Below are 23,064 nucleotides of genomic sequence, written 5' to 3'. Positions count from 1 at the left end.
CGGCGCCGCGGTCATCGTCGTATCGGGGGCCGCCGCGGGCGCGGTTCCCTCGCGGGCACCCTCGCCCGCAGTGCGCCCGTCATGCTCGCGGTGCTCGCGTTGCAGGCGTTCCAGCCATCCCCGATGCTCCTTCTCGGCCTCGGAGAGCGGCATCCAGCCCGTGAACATGGAGGGGAACGTCTTCCACGAGAACGGCGCGATGACGGCGAAGAACACATGAGCCGCCAGGAACACCAGCATGAGGGCGGCGGCGATGTCGTGTATCCAGAACATGACGTCCATGAGCCCGTCGGGCAGCGCGAGGAACACGTGAGCCGCCGCCTTGAACAGGCCGCTCACCACCAGCAGCACGGCCGTGACCACGGCCATGACGTAGGCGGCCTTCTCGCTTTCGAAGTACTTGTCCTCGGGCGGCATCGTGAACTTCTTTATGCCTATGAGCAGGCTGTAGTGGCGGACGGTGTAAGATACGACGTTCTTCGTGGGCAGGTGCTCGCGCAGCCGCCACTGCGACACGATCGTGTTGCCCAGGTAGTAGAACGTCCCGAACAGGAACACGACCGCGGCCACGAAGTGCACGTTCTGCCAAACGATGGCCGCCGGGCCGTCGTCGACGAACGCGGGGGTGAACCGCAGGCCCAGGATGATGCCCGAGACGAGGCAGACGGTCGTGCCTGCGGCGTGGGCCCAATGGGAGATGCGCGCGGGGGCGTCGTGGCGAAATACCCGGTCGCCGGCTAAGAAGGGGTCCGTCCTCTTGGTGAACGCGGAGAGGAGCAGACCGAGGAACGGCGCCAGGGCGACGAGCCAGGGCGCTTGGTCGAACCAAGGCATGGGGCTTCCTTTCGACGTGCTTCGCCCGGCCCCGGGAGGGGGCTTGGCGAAAATCGATGCGGGGGTGGGGTCTGAACGCGCCTAAGGAGGCGCACGGCGCGATTAGACCTTGTAGGAGGTGAGCACGAGCGGAGCCATGGGGACCTCTTCCTGTCGCGGGTTTTCCGTTGCTCGCGAGCTGGCACTTCGTGATGCCATGCCTTTAAGATACCGTTGGCGCCCTGTTGACCGGAAGAGTCGACGGCGGGTGGCTCTGCGTCGATACGCGAGCGGAAGGGCCGTGAAGCCAGCGGCGTCCCCGTGCCGGCGAGCGGAAGGCGGCCCCGCAACCTTTTCCGTGCTCTTACTGCTCTCGCCTGTGGTTACCGTGCGAAATGAATGCGAAAGCAGCAGGGGGGAGGGGTGTTTTCTAATTGCTAGATCGTTTATGCTCTGTTACCATCTTGATGCAGAACACGAATGATCCTGTGTGCTTCGGCGCTTCGACGTTTACCAGATAGGTTCGAGACATTAGCGTGGCGACTCCCGCAAAAGATTCGCTCGACGGACGCACCTCCGCGCCCGCGGATCGCCCTGTCTCCGTGATCGCGGCTTTCCCTGCCGCTGAGGCCGATCGCCAGAAAATGCCCCACGGGGGGCGCTCTGAGAAAGGGTGCCGCGAGCGGCGCATCGAACCTTGCCGGCTAAGCCGGCGCTCCTTCGAATCACCTTCAATTTCATCGACTGAGGCCGCGGGCGAGGCTGCCCGCGGCCTTCGCATGCCCGCATCCACGGGCTGGCACGTGCTGCAGGTGGCGCCCGGCCAGGAGCGGTCGATGGCCGAGCGGGTCTCTAGCCTCGCCGGCCCGGACCTCTTGCGCGAGTGCTTCCCCTTGAGCTACCAGCTGCTCAAGAAGCAGAAGGGAACGTGGCGCCTCGTGACCGAGGTCATGTTCCCCGGCTACGTGTTCCTGTCCACCGGCGACATCGACGCCGTGCGCGAGCGCCTGAAGCTGTCCACCTCCTTCGCGCGCCTTCTGGGCGCGGGCGACGCCATCTTCTCCCTCACGTCCGAGGAGGCGGCCTTCGTCTCCGAGTTCGGGGGCGCGGATCACGTGGTTGGCATGTCCCAGGGCGTGATAGAGGACGGGCGCACCGTGGTGCGCAGCGGCCCCTTGCGGGGGAGGGAGGGCCTCGTCCGCAAGATCGACCGCCACAAGCGGGTGGCGTACCTGGACGTAGGGCTGCTCGACCAGGCGCGGGTGCGGGTGGGGCTCGAGATCACCAGGAAGACGTGATGAGGGGGACTTGACCTGCAGCAACGCAGTTTGTTGCGAGGAGGCCGATCTTGGCGCGCCGCGCGTGCCGCACCGGCCTCCCCGCAGGAAACTGCAAGCGCCTCGCAAGGGGCGCGAACCTTTCCGACATACCTTGATGCGCGAAAACGATGCCACGTGTGCGTTTCGGCCAGCCTCTTGGGAATGAATAGCCGTCGCGAAGCTTGAAGCGGCATGCCCCGCGCCCGAGAGGGCCAAGGGGCGAAGCCGTGGCTTCGCGCAGTCGACCCGAGATGGCGCGAGGAGGTGTGCGTATGTGGTATGTGGTCCAAACGATGGCCGGGCGGGAGTTCGCCGTCCAGCGCCAGATCGAGCAGTTCGCGAGCGATGACGTGCTCGACGAATGCTTCGTCCCCCAGTACGAGGTGCAGAAGCACCTGCGCGGCGAGTGGCGCACCTGCACCGCCGTGCTGTTCCCCGGCTACCTGATCGTGGTGAGCGACCGCATAGCCGAGCTGCAGGCGCAGCTGAAGCAGATCCCCCAGTTCGCGAGCGTCTTGAACAACGACGGCACGTTCATTCCCCTGGAACCGCACGAGGTGGCTTGGATCGACGCCTTCACCGAGAAGGAGCACCGCGTGATCGGCATGTCGGAAGGCGTGATAGAAGGCGACCAGATAGTCGTCCTGAAGGGCCCGCTGGTGAACCGCACCGGCTGGATCAGGAAGATCAACCGCCGCAAACGCACCGCGTATTTGGAGATAGAGATGTTCGGCAGGACGATCCAGACCAAGATCGGCCTGGGAATAGTACGGAAGCGATAAGGACAGGGATGGCCCGGTAGGGCGAACATGGAAGACGTGCTTGACAACGAAATAGAGATGGATGAGGTGCTGGAGATGGGGTCGGGTGCTATCGGGTACGATGAGGCGATCGAGAGCCCCGTCCCACGAGGTGCTCTTAAGGTGCTGCTGCCCGGCGACGACGTCATGGGGCTCGAGGAGCACAAGGTGGGTGGCGGGCCGGACTACCGCTGCCACCGTGCTGTGTCTTCCTCCCGGCGAACGGATGGTGTTCGCTATCCGGCTTTCGGCGCCATGGACTACTTGGGCCGTCGACAGGCGGTGACGTAGGCATGAGCGAAGCGCAAACTGCCGCGAGCATGGATGGCGGAGGGGCTATTAAGCTTTCCGAAGCTGACTTGGACAAAGAAGAAACGCAGGAGGCTGCCGTCGAAGGCGAATGGAGCTATCACCGCGGTTACGCCTTTGACGTGGGAGCCGAGGAAACTGCTAGCCCTAGCAGCGCTGCACGCGCCAAGAGGATCCGCGCGGAGATCGGCGACGAGCCACTGACGGGCATCGAGAGCTGACCGGTCTACTGTGCTATCAAGCGCGCCTTCGACATCGTTTTCAGCGCCGCCGTGCTGATCTGCTTCTGCTGGCTGTTTGCCATTATTGCCATCGTTATCAAGATCGATGATCCGAAGGGCCCGGTGCTGTTCAAACAGGAACGTGTAGGGAAGGACGGCAAGACCTTCACCATGCACAAGTTCCGCACTATGTGCGTGGATGCGGAGGATAAACTGCCGGAGTTGCAAGCCCTCAATGAAAAGGATGGCCCAGTCTTCAAGATTGCCCGGGATCCCCGCAACACTCGCGTGGGACGTGTTCTGAGAAAGGCCTCACTTGACGAAACCATCCAATTTTTCGATGTTTTAACTGGGAAAATCCCTTTGCGCATATTAAAAACGCGCCCGGAGTTCTCTGAGGAATTCATGGGTGCGTTCGCGCTTCCCGCCAAATCTAGCACGAACAAAGAAGAGGTGTTTTCGCAGGTCGTGAGCTGTTTCGCGAGCGGCCTGCGGATGCGCCGCATCTCTAAATTCAATTGTAACCGCATCCGTGGTATGGAAGCCCAATTTCTTGCAAAACCCGTTTTCGGGGCGGTGTGCGCATAGTGGCCAGGAAGGTTTTGGCCCTAGCTTTCAGGAACGCTATCGCCTCTCCCGGGGCTAATCCGGGTCGTGCTGTAGCGTGTGCTTCTGGACTAGATGAGGATAGGCTTATCGATATCAGAAATGATGAGGGCGCAGGGAGCTCATGCGAATGCAACTCCGCAATTGGATGTTACATGTCTACCAAGAACTCGAATTGCGTGGAGTGTTGCACACCAAATGGGGCGTATAAGGCTCCTGCGCCTGATTCAAGTGTGGCTGCTCCCAAAAAGGGTGGCGTTGGCTATCTCGTAGCAAAGAGAGTTTTTGACATTGCGTTTAGCGCGGGGGTGTGTTTGGTGCTAGCTGTTCCCGTAGCTGTTGCATGTGCTGCGATCTGTGTCGATACGCCGGGTAAGCCATTTTTTAGGCAGGAGCGTATTGGGCAGGGAGGTAAGAAGATTTACATCTTCAAGCTGCGGACGATGGTCTCTGACGCCCATGACCATCCTGAGAGGTATATGTCTTCAGCTCAGCTTGAGACTTGGAGGCGCGAGCAGAAGCTTGACGATGATCCGCGTATCACCCGTGTGGGGCGAATCCTGCGACGCACGTCGCTCGATGAGCTGCCTCAGTTCCTGAACGTACTATCTGGGGATTTGTCAGTGATAGGGCCCCGTCCCGTGACGTTGCAAGAAACATACGAATACGGTGACGCTCGCGAAGAAGTCTTGTCCTGTAAGCCGGGCATCACGGGTTGGTGGGCAGTGACTGATCGAAATAACTCGACTTGGCAGAGCGGTCAGAGGCAAGCCCGCGAGTTGTTTTATGCGCGTCATCAGTCGCTTGGGTTGGACGCCCGTGTGTTCGTGAAGACCTTCAAGGCGATGAGGAGGGGCAAGTAATGCAACCTTCCGCTTGCGTTCGTTTGATCGAAAGGAGCTCTTTGAAGCTGCGGCGTAATCACTCCCAATGGGTGTGTGGGCTCGATTTGTTCGGCATAAGAAGCATTTTGTCGTGAGCGATTTCAGATGAAGCGCACAAACCGTAGGCGTCGTGTTGTCGGCGCAAAGAAACTAACCATGTTAGCATCGAATTAGATGAGACTGAAATGCGTATCCTGTATTTTTCGCAGTTTTATAAACCTGAGAATATCGCTGCATCATTCAGGGCGACCGAGCATTCGCGTATCTGGGTGCGTGAGAGCCATGATGTAACCGTGTTCACCGGATGGCCGAATTATCCCGTTGGTCGCTTGTTCGACGGCTATGAGATGAAACCTCTAGTTGAAGAATTGATTGATGGTGTTAGAGTCTTTCGTTCCGCGTCAAAGATTCAGCCAAACACAAGCTTTGCGAAGCGAATAGAGAGCGGTGTCAGTTTCATCGCTAATGGCCTGAAAAACCTGGGTAAGAAATCGCCTGTTGGTAGTAATTATGATGTAGTGCTCGTCACATGCGGGACCGTCTTCGCTGCGTGGCTCGGCGTTCACTATGCAAAGAAGTGCCGCCTGCCCCTTGTGGTTGAGTTTCGCGATCTTACTTACAAGCAGATGCTGGCGACAGGCAGCAGGGGCGCAAAGGTAGCTGCGATGAAATCACTGGAGTTATCTTTCTGCAAAGCTGCAGATTGCGTCGTTGCGCTTACCGATGGGTTTAAGAAAGACCTTGAGGCGGCTGGTGTTCCGGGCGACAGTATCGTTATTGTTCCCAATGGAGCCGATGTTGTTGCATGTAAACACATGTGGGATGGCCCTTTGCGTTTCGGTTACTTTGGGACTATGGGATTATCTCAGGACGTGCCTGCGACGGTGGAGTACGTGAAGCGAATCGTTAACCTTGGGCTTGCATCAAGCTATGAGCTTATAGGCGAGGGTGCTGCTCGCGACGAGCTAGAGCAGTTGGTTGCTACTGGAGACTACGGTTTTCTCAAACTTGAGCATGGTGTTCCAATGGCCGAGCTTGAACCGCGCTACGCAGGGGTTCACATGACCGTTGTCTCGCTCCAAAAGAGCGCTGAATTCTCGGGAACCATTCCATCGAAGATATTCCAGTCGTTTGTCCGAGGTGTGCCTGTTCTGTTCGTAGGCCCGGAAGGTGATGCATCTGAGCTCGTTCGTAGGAGCGGTGCTGGTATTGCTTTGTGTGGAAGCGAGGAGGAAGACATCAGCGAACTCGAGGCTTTTGCCTCGAGGGCTGATCGTGCGCGCAATCTCGCCAGAATGAGCGAAGCGGCGGTTGATTTCATGAATCGGGAGTACTCAAGAAAGCTTATGGCGGATAAGATGATCGCTGTTTTATCCGATGCCGTATATAAGACCAAACAAACAAATGAAAGGATTAAAATCAATGGTTAACGTTATCGGTCTCGGTTATATCGGACTGCCCACCGCGCTCATGATGGCCACGCACGGCGTGGAGGTCGTGGGAACCGACTACAACGAAGAACTCGTGGCAACCCTGAACGCCGGCCACACTACCTTCAAGGAGGAGGGGCTTGACGAGCTGTTCGTCGACGCGTTGAAATCTGGCATCAAATTCACGACCGAGTATCAGGTGTGCGATACCTACATCGTGAGCGTACCGACGCCCTACGATAAGCTGGACAAGAAGATTGACCCCTGCTATGTGATTGCCGCCTGCAAGACGGTGCTCGAGGTCGCCCCGAAGGGCGCCGTGCTCGTAATCGAGTCGACTATTTCGCCCAACACGGTGGATCGCTTTGTGCGCCCGCTGCTCATCGAGGCCGAGCGTGAGGATGTTAAGCTCGTGCACGCCCCGGAGCGCATCATCCCAGGAAACATGGTTTACGAGCTGCTGCACAACAACCGTACGATTGGTGCGGACGACCCCGAGGTGGGCGAGGAGGTTGCTAAGATTTACGCAACCTTCTGTCAGGGCGAAATCAGTGTGACCGACATCCGTACCGCCGAGATGACCAAAGTCGTCGAGAACACCTTCCGCGCAATTAACATCGCATTCTCCAACGAGCTCGCTAAGATCTGCCGTATCGGCGGCATGGACGTGGCGGAGGTCATCCGCATCTCCAACAAGCACCCGCGCGTGAACATCCTGCAGCCCGGCCCCGGCGTTGGCGGTCACTGCATTCCCGTCGACCCGTGGTTCCTGGTGGGCGACTATCCCGAAACGGCAAACTTCATCCGCCTTGCGCTTCAGACCAACGCGGGCATGCCTGAGTATGTGCTGCATCGTGCCCACGAGGTTATGGCCGAGCGTGGGATCAAGGATGCCTCCAAGGTGGGCATCTACGGTCTGACCTACAAGGAGGACGTTGACGACGTGCGCGAGAGCCCCACGCTGCAGATGCTCGAGTCCATGGAAGAGCACCTGTGCGGCGGTGGCGTGAAGGTGTACGACCCGTGGGTCGAGCGCGACGAGGTTCCGGGCCAGGTGCACTCCATGGAGGAGTTCCTGGATGGCCTGGAGATGGTTATCGTAATGGTGGGTCATTCCCAGATCAAGGGCAAGCCCGAGGCCTTCGGCGGTCGTATCTTGATCGATCCGCGCAACGTGTGCGGTGACGGCGAGAACGTCTATAAGCTGTAAGTCATTAAAGAGATGCAGGGAGAAGCAGGTTTGAAGAAAGTGATGCTTGTCTTCGGGACGCGCCCGGAGGCCATCAAGATGTGTCCGCTCGTGAACGAGCTCAAGAGCCGCCCCGACGAGTTTCAGACGGTTGTGACCGTGACAGGTCAGCACCGCGAGATGCTCGATCAAGTTCTGCGCGTCTTCGGCGTAACGCCCGACCATGACTTGGCAATCATGAAGCCGGGCCAGACGCTATTCGACGTCACGTGCGACGTACTGCTGAAGCTGAAGGCCGTTCTCGAGGAGGAAGGGCCTGACGTGGTGCTCGTGCACGGCGACACGACCACAAGCTTTGCTGCAGCGCTCGCCTGCTTCTATCTGCAGATTCCCGTGGGGCATGTGGAGGCGGGGCTTCGCACCCACGACATATACAGTCCCTGGCCCGAGGAGTTCAATCGTCAGGCCGTGGATATTGTCAGTGAGTATTACTTCGCACCTACGGAGGCGAGTAGGCAGAATCTGCTCGACGAGGGCAAGCGTGCCGAGAAGATATGGGTGACCGGCAACACCGGCATCGACGCCCTGCGCACCACGGTGCGCGAGGATTATACCCACCCAGAGTTGGAGTGGGCCAGCGACAGTCGCCTGATTTTGATCACGGCACACCGCCGCGAGAACCTTGGCGAGCCCATGCACTGCATGTTCCGCGCGATCAGGCGCGTGATGGAGGAGCACCCCGACACCAAGGCGATCTATCCTATTCACATGAACCCACTCGTACGCAAGGCGGCTCACGAGGAGCTGGACGGCTTCGATCGTCTCCATATCATCAATCCTCTGGAGGTACTTGACTTCCATAACTTCCTGGCTGCGAGTCATCTCATTCTTACCGATTCGGGCGGCATACAGGAGGAAGCTCCTAGCTTGGGCAAGCCGGTGTTGGTGATGCGCGACACCACCGAGCGACCTGAGGGGGTTGCCGCGGGCACGTTGAAGCTTGTGGGCACTGAGGAGGACGTTATCTATCTTGAGTTTTCCCGTCTGCTGTCCGACGAAGAGGAGTATGCGGCAATGAGCCGGGCTTCGAACCCGTATGGGGATGGGCATGCGAGCGAGCGAATTGCGAGCGTGCTCGGTAAATAGGGGAGATTAAAGAATTGTCAAAGCTGCGGCTTTATATAGACACCGCGCTGCACCTCAAGCCTAGTCAGATTGCCTATAGAATCTGGCGAAAGCTTGGGGGCAGCATGCGTTTGCATGTTGGTTACAGGCCTTGCCCCGATGCGAACAAGGCGGATATTCGCCGCGTTCCCGCATTATCGGAGATTGACTTCGATCCAGTTTTTCTAGCGCGTTTTGATGTGAATGCTCTTCTTGATGACAGGGTGGAACTCCTAAATCATGAGGAGCGCATGGATTGGCGCGAATCGTGGCACGCAGAGCTCTCGACCCCGCTCTGGCGTTTTAACCTGCATTACCACGAATACTTGCTTCCTCTTGCGAAGGCTTTCCTTGATGAGGGTGATAAGCGATACCTTGATAAAGCCAAAGCTATCGTGGACAGCTGGATAGATGCCTGCCCGCGGGAGCGCGGAGGCGTCGCCTGGGATCCATACGTCATATCGATGCGCATCGTTAGCTGGCTTGCTTTTAGAGCTGAGCTTGATGACGCATTGAGGACGGATGATGCCTTTTGCGAGCGAATTAACGCATCGCTGGCCGAGCAGTACGTACATCTTTCTCAGCACCTGGAGAAGGACCTCCTGGCCAATCACTATCTAGAGAACTTGAAGGCCCTTGCTATCCTTGCGTGTTATTTTGGCGACCGCAAGACGCTCGAGCTTGCTTTGCCTATGCTGAAGACGCAGGTAAACGAGCAGGTGCTCGATGACGGAATGCACTTCGAGCTGAGCCCGATGTATCAGAAGATTGTGCTTGAGGATCTGATGCGCGCTGCAATTGTCTTGCGCGACTCGGGCTTTGGTGAGCATGCTGAAGCTTTTAAACTTCAGCAGATGTGCGACTGCCTTTACTCCATGGAGCGCGGGATTGATAGGACTCCACTGTTCAACGATTGCGGCGACAACGTGGCAAAGAGTCGCGACGCGCTGTTGCTTTGCGCTCGCGAGCGTTTCGGCGTTGTACCGGAATTTCATGGTGTGCTAAAGAATTCAGGCTACTGCATTCTCGAACGGCAGACCAAGGCGGGCTTCGTCAAGGTGATTTTCGATGCCGGCAAGCCGGGCCCGGCCTATGCCATGGGGCACGTTCATTGCGACGCATTGAGTTTCGAGTGCTTTGTGGATGGAGAGCCGTGGATTGTGAACTGCGGCACCTTTGCCTATCAGGATGCGAAAAGGCTTGAGTTCAAGAAGACGCATTCGCACAGTACCGTGATGGTGAATGGTGAGGAACAGCACGAGTGCTGGGCGCCATTCCGGGTTGCCAGGTACAGTACGGGCGCTGTTGAGGATTCGGCGGCAACGATAGTACGCGGTGCTCTTCTTCAATGTGGCGGGAAGTGCAAAGTGGTTCGAGAGATTGTGCTTGAGGCGGATGGGCTACGTGTTGTCGACCACCTTGTAGGCGACGGGTGCATTGAGAGTGCCTTTGTCTTTGCTCGTGACGTTCCCGAAGCCGATGGGCAAATAGACGAGGTCGCATATGCGCCAGAATTTGGCGTGTACCGCGACTCCTGTCGGATCATTAGCCAACCCGCCAATTCCCACGAGGTTTATTTTACGTATCCCCGCTACAAAAAGGCAGTTGTATAATATGGATAAGATGAAGCTCTATAATGCCATGCCGATTTTCGTGCAAAACATCGGTTGTCGCCGTGAAGGTGGGCGACTTGCCGAGCTAAGATTCGGCGGGGACTTTAAGTCGCGTCTAGCCGATTACAACTCGCGCATCGCTTGCTCGCGTGACGAGCTACTTGATATTAGGGACCGTAAGCTTCGGAAGATGGTGCAGTTCTGCTATGACGAGGTTCCTTTCTATACGAATATGTTTGATGAGGGCGGAGTCAACCCTGCGTCTATCAAGACTGCTGACGATCTCGCCGCTCTTCCAATTCTTGACAAGCAGACCGTTCGGGACAATGTTGAGCTGTTGAAACCTAAGAGTCTCGAGCAGATTCCTCATATCACTGAACACACGAGCGGATCGACGGGGTCGAGTCTCATCTTTCCGCAATCGGTCGACAATGTTCGCGATCTTTGGGCGGCTTTTTGGCGCTTCTGGAACCGTATTGGCATTGAATACGGCACGAGGTATGCCGACTTCGGCAGCAGGACCATTGTGCCGCCGAACCAGAGAAAGCCGCCTTTTTGGCGGGAGTGTCAGCCGCTTTTCCAGATTAAGTTCTCGGCTTTCCACGGCAACGATGAAAACTACATGGCTTACTTCAAAGCAATTAATGATTACGGACTAACCTGGATCCACGGGTATCCTTCGTGCATCATGCCGTTTGCGTCATTCGTTGCGCAAAACGGTCTGACTTTCGATAAGCCTATCAAGGCCGTGACGGCGAGTGCCGAGAACTTATATGGTTATCAGCGGTCCATCATAGAGAAGGCGTTCGGGGTACAGCCCCATGCTCTGTACGGCCTCACTGAGGCGGTAGCGTGCATTGGAGAGGACGCCGACCATGATTACATTGTTGACGAGGATTACTCCGCCGTTGAGTTCATTGAATGCGGCGATTATTCGCGAATCATTGGTAGTAACCTTACCAATTTCGCCTTCCCACTCTTGCGTTATGACACCGGTGACCTTGCCATTACCACCGATAGGCTAAAGAACGGCCGAAGGGTAATCGAGCGGATCGATGGGCGGACTGGCGAACTTTTGTCGCTTCCCGACGGAGGCAAGGTCGGCGCGCTCTCTGCTTTGTTTACTGAGTCGGCGACGATCAAGGAAGCTCAGATTCATCAGCTAGAGGACTACTCGGTCGAAATTAGCTTTGTTCCTCTTTCGGATAACTACACTGAGGACATCGCCGAGGCGGAGAAACGCTTCCGCGACAGGACCAAGGGAATGCTCCCCGTATCCTTCAAGCGCGTCGACGGAATCGAACGCACGAAGCGCGGAAAGCTTCGCTACGTTGTGTCGGACATCAAATAACTGGACGGTTGGAGGATGATGAAAATGGCTAGACGAATCGCATTGCTTTGCGGTGGCGCCAGCGGGGAGCGCGAGGTCTCGCTCTTATCGGCCGCAGCCGTGGAAGAGGCTCTGGAAAAGCGTTACGAGGTCATAAAGATAGACACAGGCGTTGAGGGCTGGGCTCATACGCTCCTCGACTCTTCTGTCGAAGGCGTCTTCATTTGCCTTCACGGAGGGGCTGGGGAGAACGGGTCGATCCAGGGGTTCTGTGAAAGCGTTGGCTTGCCCTATACGGGGCCGGGCGTTCTCTCCAGCGCGATTGCAATGGACAAATTTGTGGCAAAACTGTTGGTCGAATCTTTCCGCATCCCAACACCTGGATACATCAGGGTGCTTCGTGGTGAAGAATGCAATATAGAAGACATTAGGACCAAACTGGGAGGCAAGCTTGTCGTAAAGCCTTCAACCGAAGGGTCCGCCCTCGGCGTCTCCATCGTCGACAATGGAGACGATCTCGCTTGTGCGATTGACACTGCGCTGGAGCTTGCTCCCTCGGTTCTGGTTGAGCAGTTTATTTCAGGCAGGGAGCTGACGGTCGCGGTGCTGGGTGGGGAGAAGCCTCGCGTTCTTCCTCCCATTGAAATAATCCCGGCTAATGAATTCTATGATTACGAGGCAAAATACGAGCAGGACATGGCGCAGCACATTTGTCCGGCAAATCTCACTGAAGCAGAACTTAGGCAGTGCGAGGAGATGGCGTTGGGAGCCCATGACGCCCTCGGCTGCTATGGTGTGTCCAGAACCGATTGTATTCTGGACGAGCGCAACCGCCTCTGGTATCTGGAAACGAACACCATTCCCGGCATGACCGGGACCTCGTTGCTTCCTGATGCAGCAAAGGCTGTTGGCATCACTTTTGATGAGCTCTGTTGGAATATCATGGAAGATGCCTGGAGTAGGTGCTAGCAGTTGAAGGTCTACTATCTGGGACAATTCCCTCCTCCGTACGGCGGAGTGACGGTTAAGAACGCCTTGCTCGCTGAGGCGCTTGCTGATCGCGTCCCCGTCGAGAAGGTCGGCTTCAGGGATGTGGGAACCGTCAAGATCGTTCGGCTTCTGATGACGTCGAAGGACGGCCTTTTCATGCTCGGGTTCGGTAACGCGAGGATACAAAGGGCTCTACTTTGTTTGCTCTCAATCGTTAGACCGAGCGTTCTCTCTCGGTGCTATCTAATGGCAATGGGGGGCCTTCTTCCGAGCCATTTGTCGAGCGATTTAGCATATAGGAAAGCCTGTGCGAAGCTGGGTCGTATTTACGTTGAAACCAAGACCATGTGTAATGCAACAAGGAATCTTGGCTTGGATAATGTGTCGATTTACCCTAACTGCCGTAACAGGCCGACTGCTACGGTCTTGCCGCATAAAACGGGCGGCGTCCTTAAATGTGTCAGCTTCTCGCTAATTGGACCAGCGAAGGGGGCTGACGTCATTCTGGACTGCGCCGAGCGCCTTGCGGGCGTTGAATTCTACTTCTATGGGCGTGTTGAGGAGACATTCAAGGATGCTTTCGAAGCGCGGGTTTCGGCGCTTCCGAACGTTTTCTATCATGGTGTCTTCGACTCAGTGACAAATGATGCGGTTTCCGAGCTCTCTAGGTATGACTTGCATCTTTTTCCCAGTAAATGGGCAGCAGAAGGCGTTCCGGGCGTTTTGGTTGAGACAAAGATGGCAGCGGTGCCGACCGTTGCGAGCAATATTGGCTACAATGCCGAGCTTGTCGCGTCTGGTAAGGACGGCATCGTTCTTGATGAGTGTACGGCTGAAGCGATGTGCGACGCAATAAAAGCTTTGGACAGGGATCGCGAGCGTCTTGTTTCGATGAAGGAGGCGGCGCTCGCGTCGGCGGAGTATTTTTGTGTAGACCACTACCTCGAGGAGCTGGTCGCGGATTTGGACAATGGGCGGAAGGGGGCCCTTAGATGAGCTCTTTTATGAATGCGGCGAACAAGCAGAGAAGAGCGCATTAGCGGTATTGGCATAAACTCAAGCCTTTCGAGGCTATATGAGACGTAGATTTATCTTTTCGCAATTTGTTAACCTCGCTCAGTGTGAAATTGGCTAGGGTTCAACCTGCGGCTGCAAGGGCGTAGGCGTAGTGGCGCATAAGCGTGCGAAGATTGGCAAGAGTTGCGTGATTGCGCGACGGCGGGCGTAGAGGGCGTTGCGAGGCGTCTGCTGTCGGCGATAATTAGCACATCGGCGCGGGTGTGAAGGTGCTCGGTCCGATTGTGAATGGTGACAATATGATGATTGGGGCGAATGCTGTGATGATCAAGGATGCTCCCTTTGGGTCTGTTCAGGGGGGTGCCTACGAAATGTCTAGATCGGGCACCGAAGGAGGACGTCGACTGAGCGTTCTGTTCACTTCCGCAATTGACTTTAACTCAAACTCATCTCTCGGCATCTCTGCTAAGGTGATGTCTCAGGCGAAGGCTTCCGAGGAGGCTGGACACGACGTCTATATAAGTAAGGACTACGGCTTAGAAACGAGGATAGAGCGACCTAGTAGCGGGGAAGTCGTTGCCAGCCATGTTCGGAAGACCGCGGGAGATCGCAGAAGCAAATATGCTTTTCTGAGCAATTGGTCTCTTGCGAACGGTGTTGAGGCAGTGGTTATTCGTTTTGACCACCTTGATAACGTTTTCTGCTCGTTCTCGAAACAGCTTCGAAGCAATGGGGTTGTCCTTGCGGTGGAGTTTCCCACCTTCCCCTTTGAGATGGAAAGGGATGCGCGCCATAAAAGGCTTCTCGAATCGCGCAAGTATTTGAGCTATGTCGTACATAGGGCATATGCGTGGCTGGAATCCCTTAGGGCGAAACATGCCCCGCGCTACTTCGACTACGCCATCACTTACCTTGATGACGACACTATCTGGGGAGTGCCGAACATCACCTACGACAATGGAATTGACCTTGGAGCTATTCCATTGAGGAAGGCTGGCGCGCCTTGCGAAGCCGTGAGGCTTCTTGCTGTCGCCAAGTTCTCCCCTCATCATGGTGTTGACAGGCTCATTCGCGGGCTTGCTGAGTATAAGGGCGCCCGACCCGTGCTGCTTACGCTCGTTGGTGTGGGTGCAGAGAATCCTTCCTTGGAGAAGCTTGTTTCCGAGCTGAAGCTAGAAGATTTTATTGTATTTGCGGGTGCTGCGACCGGAAGCAAGCTTGACGCTTTCTTTGATGACGCGGATGTTGCTGTCGGTTCTCTTGGATTGCATAGAATCGGGATTTCCCTCGGTTCAACGATGAAATCCAGGGAGTATTGTGCCAGAGGCATACCGTTTATCTATTCGTTCCCCGAGAAAGGTTTTAACGGGGACGAGGAGTTCACTCTCCTGCTTCCCAGCAATGACGACCCGATACCCATTGACAAGGTTGTCGCTTTTGCAAATAGGACGGCTACAGACCCGGAGACTGGCAGCAAGATGCGTGCCTTCGCCGAGAAGCAGTTCGACTGGAAAGTGCAGATGGATAAGGTGCTGAAGGTTCTAGAAGCGGAAGTTACGGATAAGAGAGGCAAGAAAGGCTAACATGGTTCAGCGTATATGCCGGCGTCTTGCCGTTGCGGTCGCCAACAGGACCACGCGTAAGGTTAAGAGGCAGATATATAAGAGTAGTAGCAGCGCCATCCGCCAGAAGGCATCTTGTTTAGGTAACGAGCTTGCCGAGGGTTTTAACGGGCACATTTTTGTCGATAGTGGCTCTGCTGGATTCAAGTCCTTCGATATCGAGATCCGGAGAGCTGCCGAGAGGATAATCGGTGGCTCCTTCGTGCTTTTCGGGGAATGGTTCGATCTGCCAAGAGATATTACCGTGGAAGACGAATGGCGTACTGATTTCGTTGCTGGATATCGTTTTCCAGATGGGCCTTACGATGCCATTAAACCGGAATCTGGAGTTGCCGACATAAAGGTGCCATGGGAATACGGAAGGATGCAGTACCTTCTCCCCCTTGCGGCAGCATTTCGCCAAACAGGCGATGCAAGGTTCCTTGATTGTTATCGTGCCAAAGTGGGCTCTTTTGCCTCTGTGAACCCTATGGGGAGGGGTGTCCAGTGGACGTGCACTATGGAAGTCGGCATTCGCGTGTTCAACCTACTTTCCTCATACGAGCTGTTGCGGTGCGGGCTTTGCGAGGACGACCCAATGCATACGGTGATTGCGGAGCTTGCTTTCTGCCATGGTGAGCATATTTGGGCAAACCTCGAGACATCAGCTAGATTGCAAGAGAACAACCACTACATCGCCGACCTGCTTGGACTTGCTGCTGTCGTTGCGGCCTACCCCAACCTGCCCAAAGCACGGAAGTGGGGGGAATACACCCACAACGAGCTGATGAGATGCGTGCGGAAACAGGTTCTCGACGACGGTTGTTGCTTCGAGCGCAGCACCCGCTATACACGGCTGATGGGAGAGATGCTCTTCTTCGCGGGCAAGTGCTTTGCTGAAACGCCCTATAAGCTGCCAGCGGAGTATTTTGAGCGTCTTTCGATTCTCGGTCGTTTTCTTGATGCCGTAACAAACAAAGATGGGCGTTCCCTGCAGGTAGGAGATAACGATTCAGGACGCGTAGTGTGTATTTCACCCGAGCGCTATGATGACTTACGCCTCGTGAGTAGGCTGGTTGACAGGGAAATCGGTCCGGATGCTCCTGATGAAGCGTTCTTCGCCGAAGAAGAGCTGCTTTACGGTGCTTCCGGCCGTGTTGCATGTTTTCCCTCATGGCGCGGAGGGGCGAGAACGTTTTATGATGCGGGTATGGCTCTTGCTAGGTATGGAGACTGGTCGTTGGGATTCTTCGCTTCTGATGGCTTTGTCGATGAGTCCGAGCCTGGACATACGCATAACGATAAGCTTTCCTTCACGCTTGGCTTCAAGGGCGTGCCGTTTTTTGTGGACCCCGGTTCTGGTGTTTATACGCGCGATCCCAAGGTGCGCAATATCCTTCGCGGTACCGCACAACACTCGACGTTGCGGTTTGGGAATCTTGAGCAAAATGAATTCCGAGGGTTGTTTGGGTATACGAGGTGCGGCGGCGCGAGCCTTGATGTTGCGGAGGCTGATGGGACGGTTGTTTTCAGGGGCGTGACGGATTGCTGGGCCACGCGTCTTGGCGTGACTCACAAGAGGGTTGTGGAGGTTGGATCGGAGGGGGTTGCGGTCAAGGATGACGTTGAGGGCGCTGCGCCCGCCGTTGTTGCGACGAGATCATTCGTTCTTGCTCCGGAGGTCGATGTTTCCGTTGTGGGACGCAAAGAGGCGGTCCTAACGTGTCGGGGTGTTTCGGTGGTCTTTTGCGCCGAAAGCGATATTAGCGTTCGGGAGGGGCTTTATTCCCCACATTATGGCGCCGTCATAAAGAGCTCGATTCTTGATGTTCCTTTTGAATATGGCAGGACTAATGTGATTACTGTTAGGGAGATCCTTAATGAAGACTAGAACCTCTAGTGTTTCTTACGTGCCGAATGCGGATCTAACGGGGCTTGTCTTCTGCTTCTCTCTGATAATACTTCTCTTCTCTAGTATTTCGCTACCGGCAGGTTCTCCTATTGGCTCTGTGGTTGGAGAGGTTCTAGGGTCGCTTCCTGGCGTTGCTGTGGTGGCGAATGTCGACTCGTTTTCCCTTACGCAGGTTCGTTATTCTGACCTGAACGTTGCGATACCGGTGGCTTTTCTTCTCATGGTGGTTGTTCTCGTTCGTAATGGCAAACGAACTCTGAGTCTGAGGATGAATATTGCCTACGCTTTCCTCCTAGTTTTCGCGTTGATTGCTGGGACTTCCGCGCTTTTCTATAAGGAGTACGTGGAAGCCCTGAAGCTTGCGGTTTATGTGGTAGGCATCGCTTGCTTCTTCTCGTTCGAAGACGAAGAGAGGAAGGGCATCGCTAGAAAACTGCTCTCCATATGTCTAGTAGCTGGTATCGTGAACGCCGGCATAACAATTTGGCAGTATGGTTCTATGGCCAGTTGGGAGTTCTCTCCATCGACGATTCGCCTTTATAGACCGGATGGGATTTTTGGCGACTCGATCATTTCTGCTCTGTTTAGCAATGTGACTATTGCGGTTTTGGCTTTGGGTGCCACGCGGCTTAAAGCGCCTGTGCGCATCATTGTAATTTTGCTGTGCATGGTTGCTGGCGTTGTCACCGGTGCGAGAACTTTCTATTATCTGCTGGTAATCGTTGGCGCTTACCTGATGCTGGCTAAGACTCGTGATGTCTCGCTTGAGAAAAAGGCACTCCTGCTCTGTTTGATGATTGCCGTCGTTGCCGTCGTTGCTAGTCCGCTCGGACAGTCGATGATCGATTCCCTGACGTTTCAAGATACCGTTTCAAGTCGAGATATCAAGAGGCAACTGGCGATAGAGCAGTTTGGCAACTCTCCCGTTTTTGGCATCGGCACCGGGCAGTACGCTATTTACGAGGCTTCGCTTGGCATGCCGGCCAACTCCGGTCTTCACGGAACGAACCCACATAATGTCTATGTGCAGGTTCTTTGCGAGAATGGACTGGTTGGATTTATCCCCTTTGTTCTAGGTCTAATTTGTTCCCTTTGGCTGGCGTTCAAAAGAAAGAACGCTTTGGCCGTTGTGTTGCTGGTCATTTACACGGCGATTGGCTGGTCATTGGGCATTCTGTATTCAATTGCGTTCACCTCGTTCTTTGTTGTTTTCGTCTGCTCCCTTCTAGGGACTTCGGAGGATTAATCTTGAAGATTAAGCAGGTTATACCGCGGGACTTTTCGGTTGTGACTATGTTTAACATGGCCGCAAGGGCGCTACAGCTGGTTGTGACCGTCGCATTGGTACGGATACTTTCAGTTGAGGATTACGCAAGCTACACTGTGTTCTTCACAACTTCGTCGACTATTTTAGGGATTGCCGGGCAAAGTATCGCGCTTGCCTATGTTCGCTACAATACCGAGAGGATGACCAAGGATCGTGCATACCGCGATTCACTTATTTTTATTTCGCATGCGATTAACGTAGCTTGCCTTGTCCTTCTTCTTGTCGGGTCTTACCCTATGGCTGAAGCTATGGGAGTCGCCCATCCAGTCATGCTGGCCGCTATCGTTTACGGCTTTTTGCTGGGTACTGTGCAGCTGAATATCGCCTTCTTCCAATCCCGTGAACTCTATGCTAAGTCCGGTGTTGTCGAGAATGCGAAGCAGTTGACCCTGCTCGCCTGCATTGCGCTTGCGGTTGTATTGGCGGCGGGTTCGTTGGAGAGCATTCTTGCATCGTACTGCTTTTCGGGATTAGCCTGTTTTGTGATTTCGCTTACTATGATAGGGAAGCTTGTTAGGCACGGCGATGCGGCTATCGCGGTCGACTTCAAGGCTGGTAGGGAGTTCCTGGCTGTTTCTGCTTGGTTGATTCTCTATAGCGTTGCCACGCAATTGTACAACCAGGCGAATATCACTATGCTGGCGTCCTTTGGGTCTACCCAGGCGGTCGCCGAGTTCGGCGTTGCATCGAAGTACTTTAACATGGTGCTGCTCTTCCTGCCTTCCATTAAGACCGTCCTTCGCGTTAGGATGTCCAAGGCGGAGATGACCGAGAGTACCGAGAAACAGCGCGAGTTTGCCATCAAGTGGTTCAAGAAGACTACCGTGCCATTCGTGGCTTTGGTTGCAATTTGCTGTGTCGGGGCTCAGCTTGTTTTCCCTGTTTTGAACGGTGATGGATACGATGCCTCTATACCAATGTTTCAAATACTGTGCATCAACGCATTTTCGGCCTATGTCTTTGCGCCGGCGTCCGCGCTCATCATGTCGCTGAATCGCTATGGTCTTCAGTTTGCCATAGCGCTTATCTCCCTTGCCATCAACCTTGTGGGCAACTATCTTCTGATACCTCTGTACGGCGGCATCGGTACTTCAATTGCCACAACAATATCGCAGATAGCGCTCAATGTGATGATGACGGTTGTCGTATTCAGGGTTGGTGCCAAGAGTATTAAGTTGGGGTAGGCGCCTAAAAGCCATCTGGGCAATAGTTGCTGTTTGGAATTCGTTTTAGAGGGGTTGGGCGAACGAAGTTCAATGTTGAAGGTGTTGTCCAGGAGATCGCCAGGATGGCCGACGGCCCGGCCGTCGACATAGATCCCTTGACCTATCGCAACGTTGAACTGTGGTGAGGTGCGAGCGGCAACGTAAGCATGGGGAAGAGGTGACAAGGTGCCGCACCGAGCTCGAGCACGCTGAGAAAGACGCCGAGTTCGGAAGTGCCATCAATGATATGCTTGCGAATATGTAGGCTCTTGAAGAAAGGACTCTGCGTTGGATTCTTGCAGCCTAAGCGCCGTTCTGGACACCTTGGCCCCAGCGCTCCCGTCGCTTGTTGGCACGCTTATCGGCGGGGCCGTGACGCTACTTGCGGCTTGCATGACGGCAAGGCACCAGAACAAGCTCGAGGACAAGAGGCTCGACGCCTCTCGCGAGGATGAGTGGAGGCGCTTCGAGCGCGACAATCTGGTGGGACTGAAAGAAGCTGTCCAGCGCGGTATGAGGGCCACGGGGAAATGCTGCCTCCAGATGGATAAGCTTGCTACCGAGGGGAAGGAATGGGCGGATTGGATTGTTGATCCTGCGGACTCGGAAATGCAGCGCCAGTCGCTGGAGGATATCCTGTTGCTTTCGTGTAGGATCGACGACGTCGAGCTGGTAAAAGCCCTCTCACTATTTCGCCAGAAGGCTCATAACGTCACTTCTGACTCAAGGACCCGTACTCAGCTGTTCGATTCGATGAGGGAGCTATCCGATGCCTACGATGCCGCTATGGAGGTCATCAGCGAGAAGCTGAAAGACTGCGTTAGGGGTCGCTGAGCCGGATGAATGGGGACGGAGGCGCGTTCGCTCTTGATGAGTTTTGGAGTGTGAGGCCGTGTGGTTCATGCTATATCGGGTTCCGCAATGTCGAGAAGGCCTCATTTCATCCGATATTATGTGACCGATTGCGAAGATTGGGCTGATACTTAAGGCAGCTGCTTTAAGTATCAGCCCCTATTGATCGACTTCGACCTCTAGTGTTTACTTGCCCCGCAACTCAAGCCGAGTTGCGGGGTTTCTTGGTCTTTGGGCGGATTATTCGCTGCTGGTTAACGGTCGTTAACTACTGGGGGTGACAATCGTCAAAAGGCCCTCTTTCGTCGTGGCCGCCGCTCGCCCTTAGGGCACGTCCAAAATACTTCGTTCTCCGCCTCTGGGCAGGAGCGCAATCCCGCGCTCCCTGACCCAGGGGAGGAAACATGCCCTCATCGCGAAGCTGCCGCAGCAGCTATGACTGCATCGTCAAGATCAAGGGCGTCACCATGCGCCCGATACTGTTTAGCCAGCTCATGCGGAGCGACGGGGAGGGGGCGATGAACCCCGAGGAACTGTTCGCAGACGACCGCAGCCCCGCCTCCGAGCAGGAGCGCGTCCACGAGGACGAATTGCACTCGCTCATGCGCAGCATACTGGACTGGGCGATATCCTTTCTGAGCGAGTCCAGCCAGGGTACCATCCGCGCCATCTACTTCGAAGGCAAGACCGTCAAGCAGCACAGCGAGGAGGAGTACGTCACCGTCTACGCGATTTACAAGCGCCTGGCGCGCTCGTACCCCGTCATCAAGGAGATCGTCCTCGAGGAATTGAGGGGCTCGACGACGAGACGCGCGCCGAGCTCGAGGCCATGTTCGGGATTGGCGGTCGCGATGAGAAATGAACAGGTGGAAGCCGTGCAGGGCGAGATGCTCCATCGCGATGGCGACGAGCCGCTTGTTGCCAGCGAGCTGAACGAAGCGGCGACTACTGCCGCGCTGCCGCGCGAGCTTCGGCAGGATGCTTCTGCAGCGGCTTGCGATGAGCCTTGCGCACGATGCGGATCAATCGGCGTGCGCGTGTCCTACGCCGGGGAGTGCAGCATCGAGGAAGCTGTGTCGCGCTACCTGGCCGCGCGCGAGAACGTGCGCGATGTCATAGGCGACGGGCCTGCGTGACGCGATTCGGCCGGCATCGGCCAACGCTCCATCAACCCTGAGATTTCCGCCTTCGCCGGCGCCGAGTCGCCGAAGGCGTGGTACGATTGCGCCAGACGCATACAAGGGCCCTCGGCGTCGGTTGTTTTTTCTTGGCGGGAAGCGCAGCGCATCCCGAGGGCATCCTCAGAGCCTCCTGGCGCACGTACAAGCACGTGCAAAAGGAGACCTTTTCATGCCCAAAACCAAAACGCCAAAAACAGCGGCCAGGGTCTATCGCGCCGCCAGCTACGCCAGGCTCTCCGTCGACGACGAGAGCTACGGCACCAGCGGCTCGGTGCTCAACCAGCACGCCATAATCCGCGACTTCGCCGACGCGAACGGAGGCCTGAGCATCGTCGCCGAGTACTCCGACGACGGCTTCTCGGGCTCCACCTTCGAGAACCGCCCGGATGGGGCAGCCTGCTCGCCGACGTGGAGACCGGCAAGGTCGACTGCATCGTGGTCAAGGACCTGAGCCGCCTCGGCCGCAACTACCTGGACGTGTCGCGCTACCTGGACCAGGTGTTCCCGGCGCTCGGCGTGCGCGTGGTGGCCATCACCGACGGCTACGACTCCGCAGCCGAGAAGACGCCGGCCGACGCGCTGATGCTGCCGGTGAAGAACCTCTTCAACGACATGTACTGCCGCGACGCCTCCGCCAAGACCAAGGCGTCGCTTTCCGCCAAGCGCCGCCGCGGCGAGTTCGTTGGCGCCTTCGCCCCCTACGGCTACGCCAAGGGGTCGGGCCCCGACCGCGGCAGGCTTGTGATCGACCCGGAACCCGCCGGCGTTGTGCGCGGCATCTTCGACGCGCGCATCGGCGGCATGAGCGCCGCCGGCATAGCCGCCATGCTCAATGAGAGCCTTGTGCCAAGCCCCTACGAGTATTTCGCGGCGAAGGGCGCGGCGCGCAGCTCGAACTTCTGCAAGGGGGAGAGGACCGCCTGGGACGCGCGCACGGTGCTGCGCATCCTGTCGAACGATGGCGCGATCGTTTGGACTAAACTTATTCCCCCATTCCATTAGAGAGCTCTTATTGGCTATTTGCTTTATTTTCGTTGTCATGATCGACGGCGGCTGGAGCTACGTTTTTGGTTCGATCGCATTGGTCGTTTATTACTTTTTCGAATGCTTCTCGTTGAAGAAAACCAGGGAGAAAGGTGGAATGTAGTTCTACCGTTGTGATTCTAAGGCAAGTGTTCTGCTGCTTTTGAACGAAGCGAAAGGCAGCGCACGCTGCCGGTAGATATTGGCCTATATGCCCTGTGCAAATCATACCTTAGAGGGGTGGTTCATGATTGTGGTTTCGGTTGAATTGCGAAGCT

General features: G+C 56.0%; 22 protein-coding genes. 21 read left to right on the top strand and 1 reads right to left on the bottom strand.

The features are described 5' to 3' along the window. On the bottom strand, positions 1 to 834 hold an 834-nt coding region (locus GPA_RS09780), incomplete at its 3' end, for a cytochrome b/b6 domain-containing protein (RefSeq protein ID WP_083809051.1). Between the two features lie 758 nt (positions 835 to 1,592). On the opposite strand from GPA_RS09780, the gene loaP (GPA_RS09775) reads away from it, so the two are divergent. The 21 genes from loaP (GPA_RS09775) (at position 1,593) to GPA_RS19170 (ending at position 22,765) form a co-directional block, all read left to right on the top strand. Next, positions 1,593 to 2,111, top strand: coding sequence for an antiterminator LoaP (gene loaP, locus GPA_RS09775; protein WP_015539770.1), 519 nt, complete (start codon positions 1,593 to 1,595; stop codon positions 2,109 to 2,111). A 293-nt stretch (positions 2,112 to 2,404) separates the two neighbouring features. Then, the gene (gene loaP, locus GPA_RS09770; RefSeq protein WP_041239421.1) at positions 2,405 to 2,914 is read left to right on the top strand and encodes an antiterminator LoaP; all 510 of its coding nucleotides are present in this window, start codon (positions 2,405 to 2,407) and stop codon (positions 2,912 to 2,914) included. 27 nt (positions 2,915 to 2,941) lie between these two features. After that, positions 2,942 to 3,223 carry a hypothetical protein gene (locus GPA_RS09765; RefSeq protein ID WP_015539768.1) on the top strand — a complete coding sequence of 94 codons (282 nt, stop codon included), beginning with the start codon at positions 2,942 to 2,944 and terminating at the stop codon, positions 3,221 to 3,223. 2 nt (positions 3,224 to 3,225) lie between these two features. Continuing rightward, positions 3,226 to 3,462: a hypothetical protein gene (locus GPA_RS20165; RefSeq protein ID WP_015539767.1), complete on the top strand. Its 237-nt coding sequence runs from the start codon at positions 3,226 to 3,228 to the stop codon at positions 3,460 to 3,462. Positions 3,463 to 3,477: 15 nt separating this feature from the next. Beyond that, the gene (locus GPA_RS16855; protein WP_269446306.1) at positions 3,478 to 4,050 is read left to right on the top strand and encodes a sugar transferase; all 573 of its coding nucleotides are present in this window, start codon (positions 3,478 to 3,480) and stop codon (positions 4,048 to 4,050) included. 173 nt (positions 4,051 to 4,223) lie between these two features. After that, complete coding sequence (locus GPA_RS09750) at positions 4,224 to 4,931, top strand: sugar transferase (protein ID WP_049784104.1); 708 nt, start codon at positions 4,224 to 4,226, stop codon at positions 4,929 to 4,931. Between the two features lie 206 nt (positions 4,932 to 5,137). Then, entirely contained in the window at positions 5,138 to 6,382 is a 1,245-nt protein-coding gene (locus GPA_RS09745) for a glycosyltransferase family 4 protein (RefSeq protein WP_083809049.1), read from the top strand. Next, complete coding sequence (locus tag GPA_RS09740) at positions 6,375 to 7,592, top strand: nucleotide sugar dehydrogenase (protein WP_041239419.1); 1,218 nt, start codon at positions 6,375 to 6,377, stop codon at positions 7,590 to 7,592. Before GPA_RS09745 ends, GPA_RS09740 begins: the two co-directional genes overlap by 8 nt. Positions 7,593 to 7,622: 30 nt before the next feature. Further along, a complete protein-coding gene (gene wecB / locus GPA_RS09735; protein ID WP_041240358.1) occupies positions 7,623 to 8,717 on the top strand; it encodes a non-hydrolyzing UDP-N-acetylglucosamine 2-epimerase in 1,095 nt (364 codons plus the stop codon). Between the two features lie 14 nt (positions 8,718 to 8,731). Continuing rightward, positions 8,732 to 10,348, top strand: a complete 1,617-nt coding sequence (locus tag GPA_RS09730; protein ID WP_083809047.1) for a heparinase II/III family protein — start codon at positions 8,732 to 8,734, stop codon at positions 10,346 to 10,348. A gap of 1 nt (position 10,349) precedes the next feature. Beyond that, positions 10,350 to 11,699, top strand: coding sequence for a phenylacetate--CoA ligase family protein (locus GPA_RS09725; RefSeq protein WP_015539763.1), 1,350 nt, complete (start codon positions 10,350 to 10,352; stop codon positions 11,697 to 11,699). 24 nt (positions 11,700 to 11,723) lie between these two features. Further along, positions 11,724 to 12,647: a D-alanine--D-alanine ligase family protein gene (locus tag GPA_RS09720; RefSeq protein WP_231847622.1), complete on the top strand. Its 924-nt coding sequence runs from the start codon at positions 11,724 to 11,726 to the stop codon at positions 12,645 to 12,647. Positions 12,648 to 12,650: 3 nt separating this feature from the next. Beyond that, on the top strand, positions 12,651 to 13,664 hold the full coding sequence (locus tag GPA_RS09715) for a glycosyltransferase (protein WP_041239416.1): 1,014 nt from the start codon (positions 12,651 to 12,653) through the stop codon (positions 13,662 to 13,664). Positions 13,665 to 13,984: 320 nt separating this feature from the next. Beyond that, entirely contained in the window at positions 13,985 to 15,268 is a 1,284-nt protein-coding gene (locus GPA_RS09710; protein WP_015539761.1) for a glycosyltransferase family 4 protein, read from the top strand. A 1-nt stretch (position 15,269) separates the two neighbouring features. Beyond that, positions 15,270 to 17,177 (top strand): heparinase II/III family protein, encoded by a 1,908-nt coding sequence (locus tag GPA_RS09705; RefSeq protein WP_041239415.1) that lies wholly within the window; start codon positions 15,270 to 15,272, stop codon positions 17,175 to 17,177. Next, positions 17,167 to 18,444 (top strand): O-antigen ligase family protein, encoded by a 1,278-nt coding sequence (locus tag GPA_RS09700; RefSeq protein WP_083809045.1) that lies wholly within the window; start codon positions 17,167 to 17,169, stop codon positions 18,442 to 18,444. Before GPA_RS09705 ends, GPA_RS09700 begins: the two co-directional genes overlap by 11 nt. Positions 18,445 to 18,446: 2 nt before the next feature. Beyond that, complete coding sequence (locus tag GPA_RS09695; RefSeq protein ID WP_041239414.1) at positions 18,447 to 19,709, top strand: oligosaccharide flippase family protein; 1,263 nt, start codon at positions 18,447 to 18,449, stop codon at positions 19,707 to 19,709. Between the two features lie 309 nt (positions 19,710 to 20,018). Then, positions 20,019 to 20,564 (top strand): hypothetical protein, encoded by a 546-nt coding sequence (locus tag GPA_RS09690; protein WP_041239413.1) that lies wholly within the window; start codon positions 20,019 to 20,021, stop codon positions 20,562 to 20,564. A gap of 422 nt (positions 20,565 to 20,986) precedes the next feature. Further along, a complete protein-coding gene (locus tag GPA_RS09685; RefSeq protein WP_015539758.1) occupies positions 20,987 to 21,718 on the top strand; it encodes a hypothetical protein in 732 nt (243 codons plus the stop codon). Between the two features lie 214 nt (positions 21,719 to 21,932). Continuing rightward, positions 21,933 to 22,214: a recombinase family protein gene (locus tag GPA_RS19175; protein ID WP_015539757.1), complete on the top strand. Its 282-nt coding sequence runs from the start codon at positions 21,933 to 21,935 to the stop codon at positions 22,212 to 22,214. Further along, positions 22,199 to 22,765 carry a recombinase family protein gene (locus tag GPA_RS19170; RefSeq protein ID WP_231847699.1) on the top strand — a complete coding sequence of 189 codons (567 nt, stop codon included), beginning with the start codon at positions 22,199 to 22,201 and terminating at the stop codon, positions 22,763 to 22,765. Before GPA_RS19175 ends, GPA_RS19170 begins: the two co-directional genes overlap by 16 nt. Positions 22,766 to 23,064 lie beyond the last annotated feature (299 nt).

Source organism: Gordonibacter pamelaeae 7-10-1-b (assembly GCF_000210055.1).
Taxonomy (GTDB): domain Bacteria; phylum Actinomycetota; class Coriobacteriia; order Coriobacteriales; family Eggerthellaceae; genus Gordonibacter; species Gordonibacter pamelaeae.
Note: the sequence above shows the minus strand (reverse complement) of the source record. Positions and strands in the feature narration are given on the sequence as shown.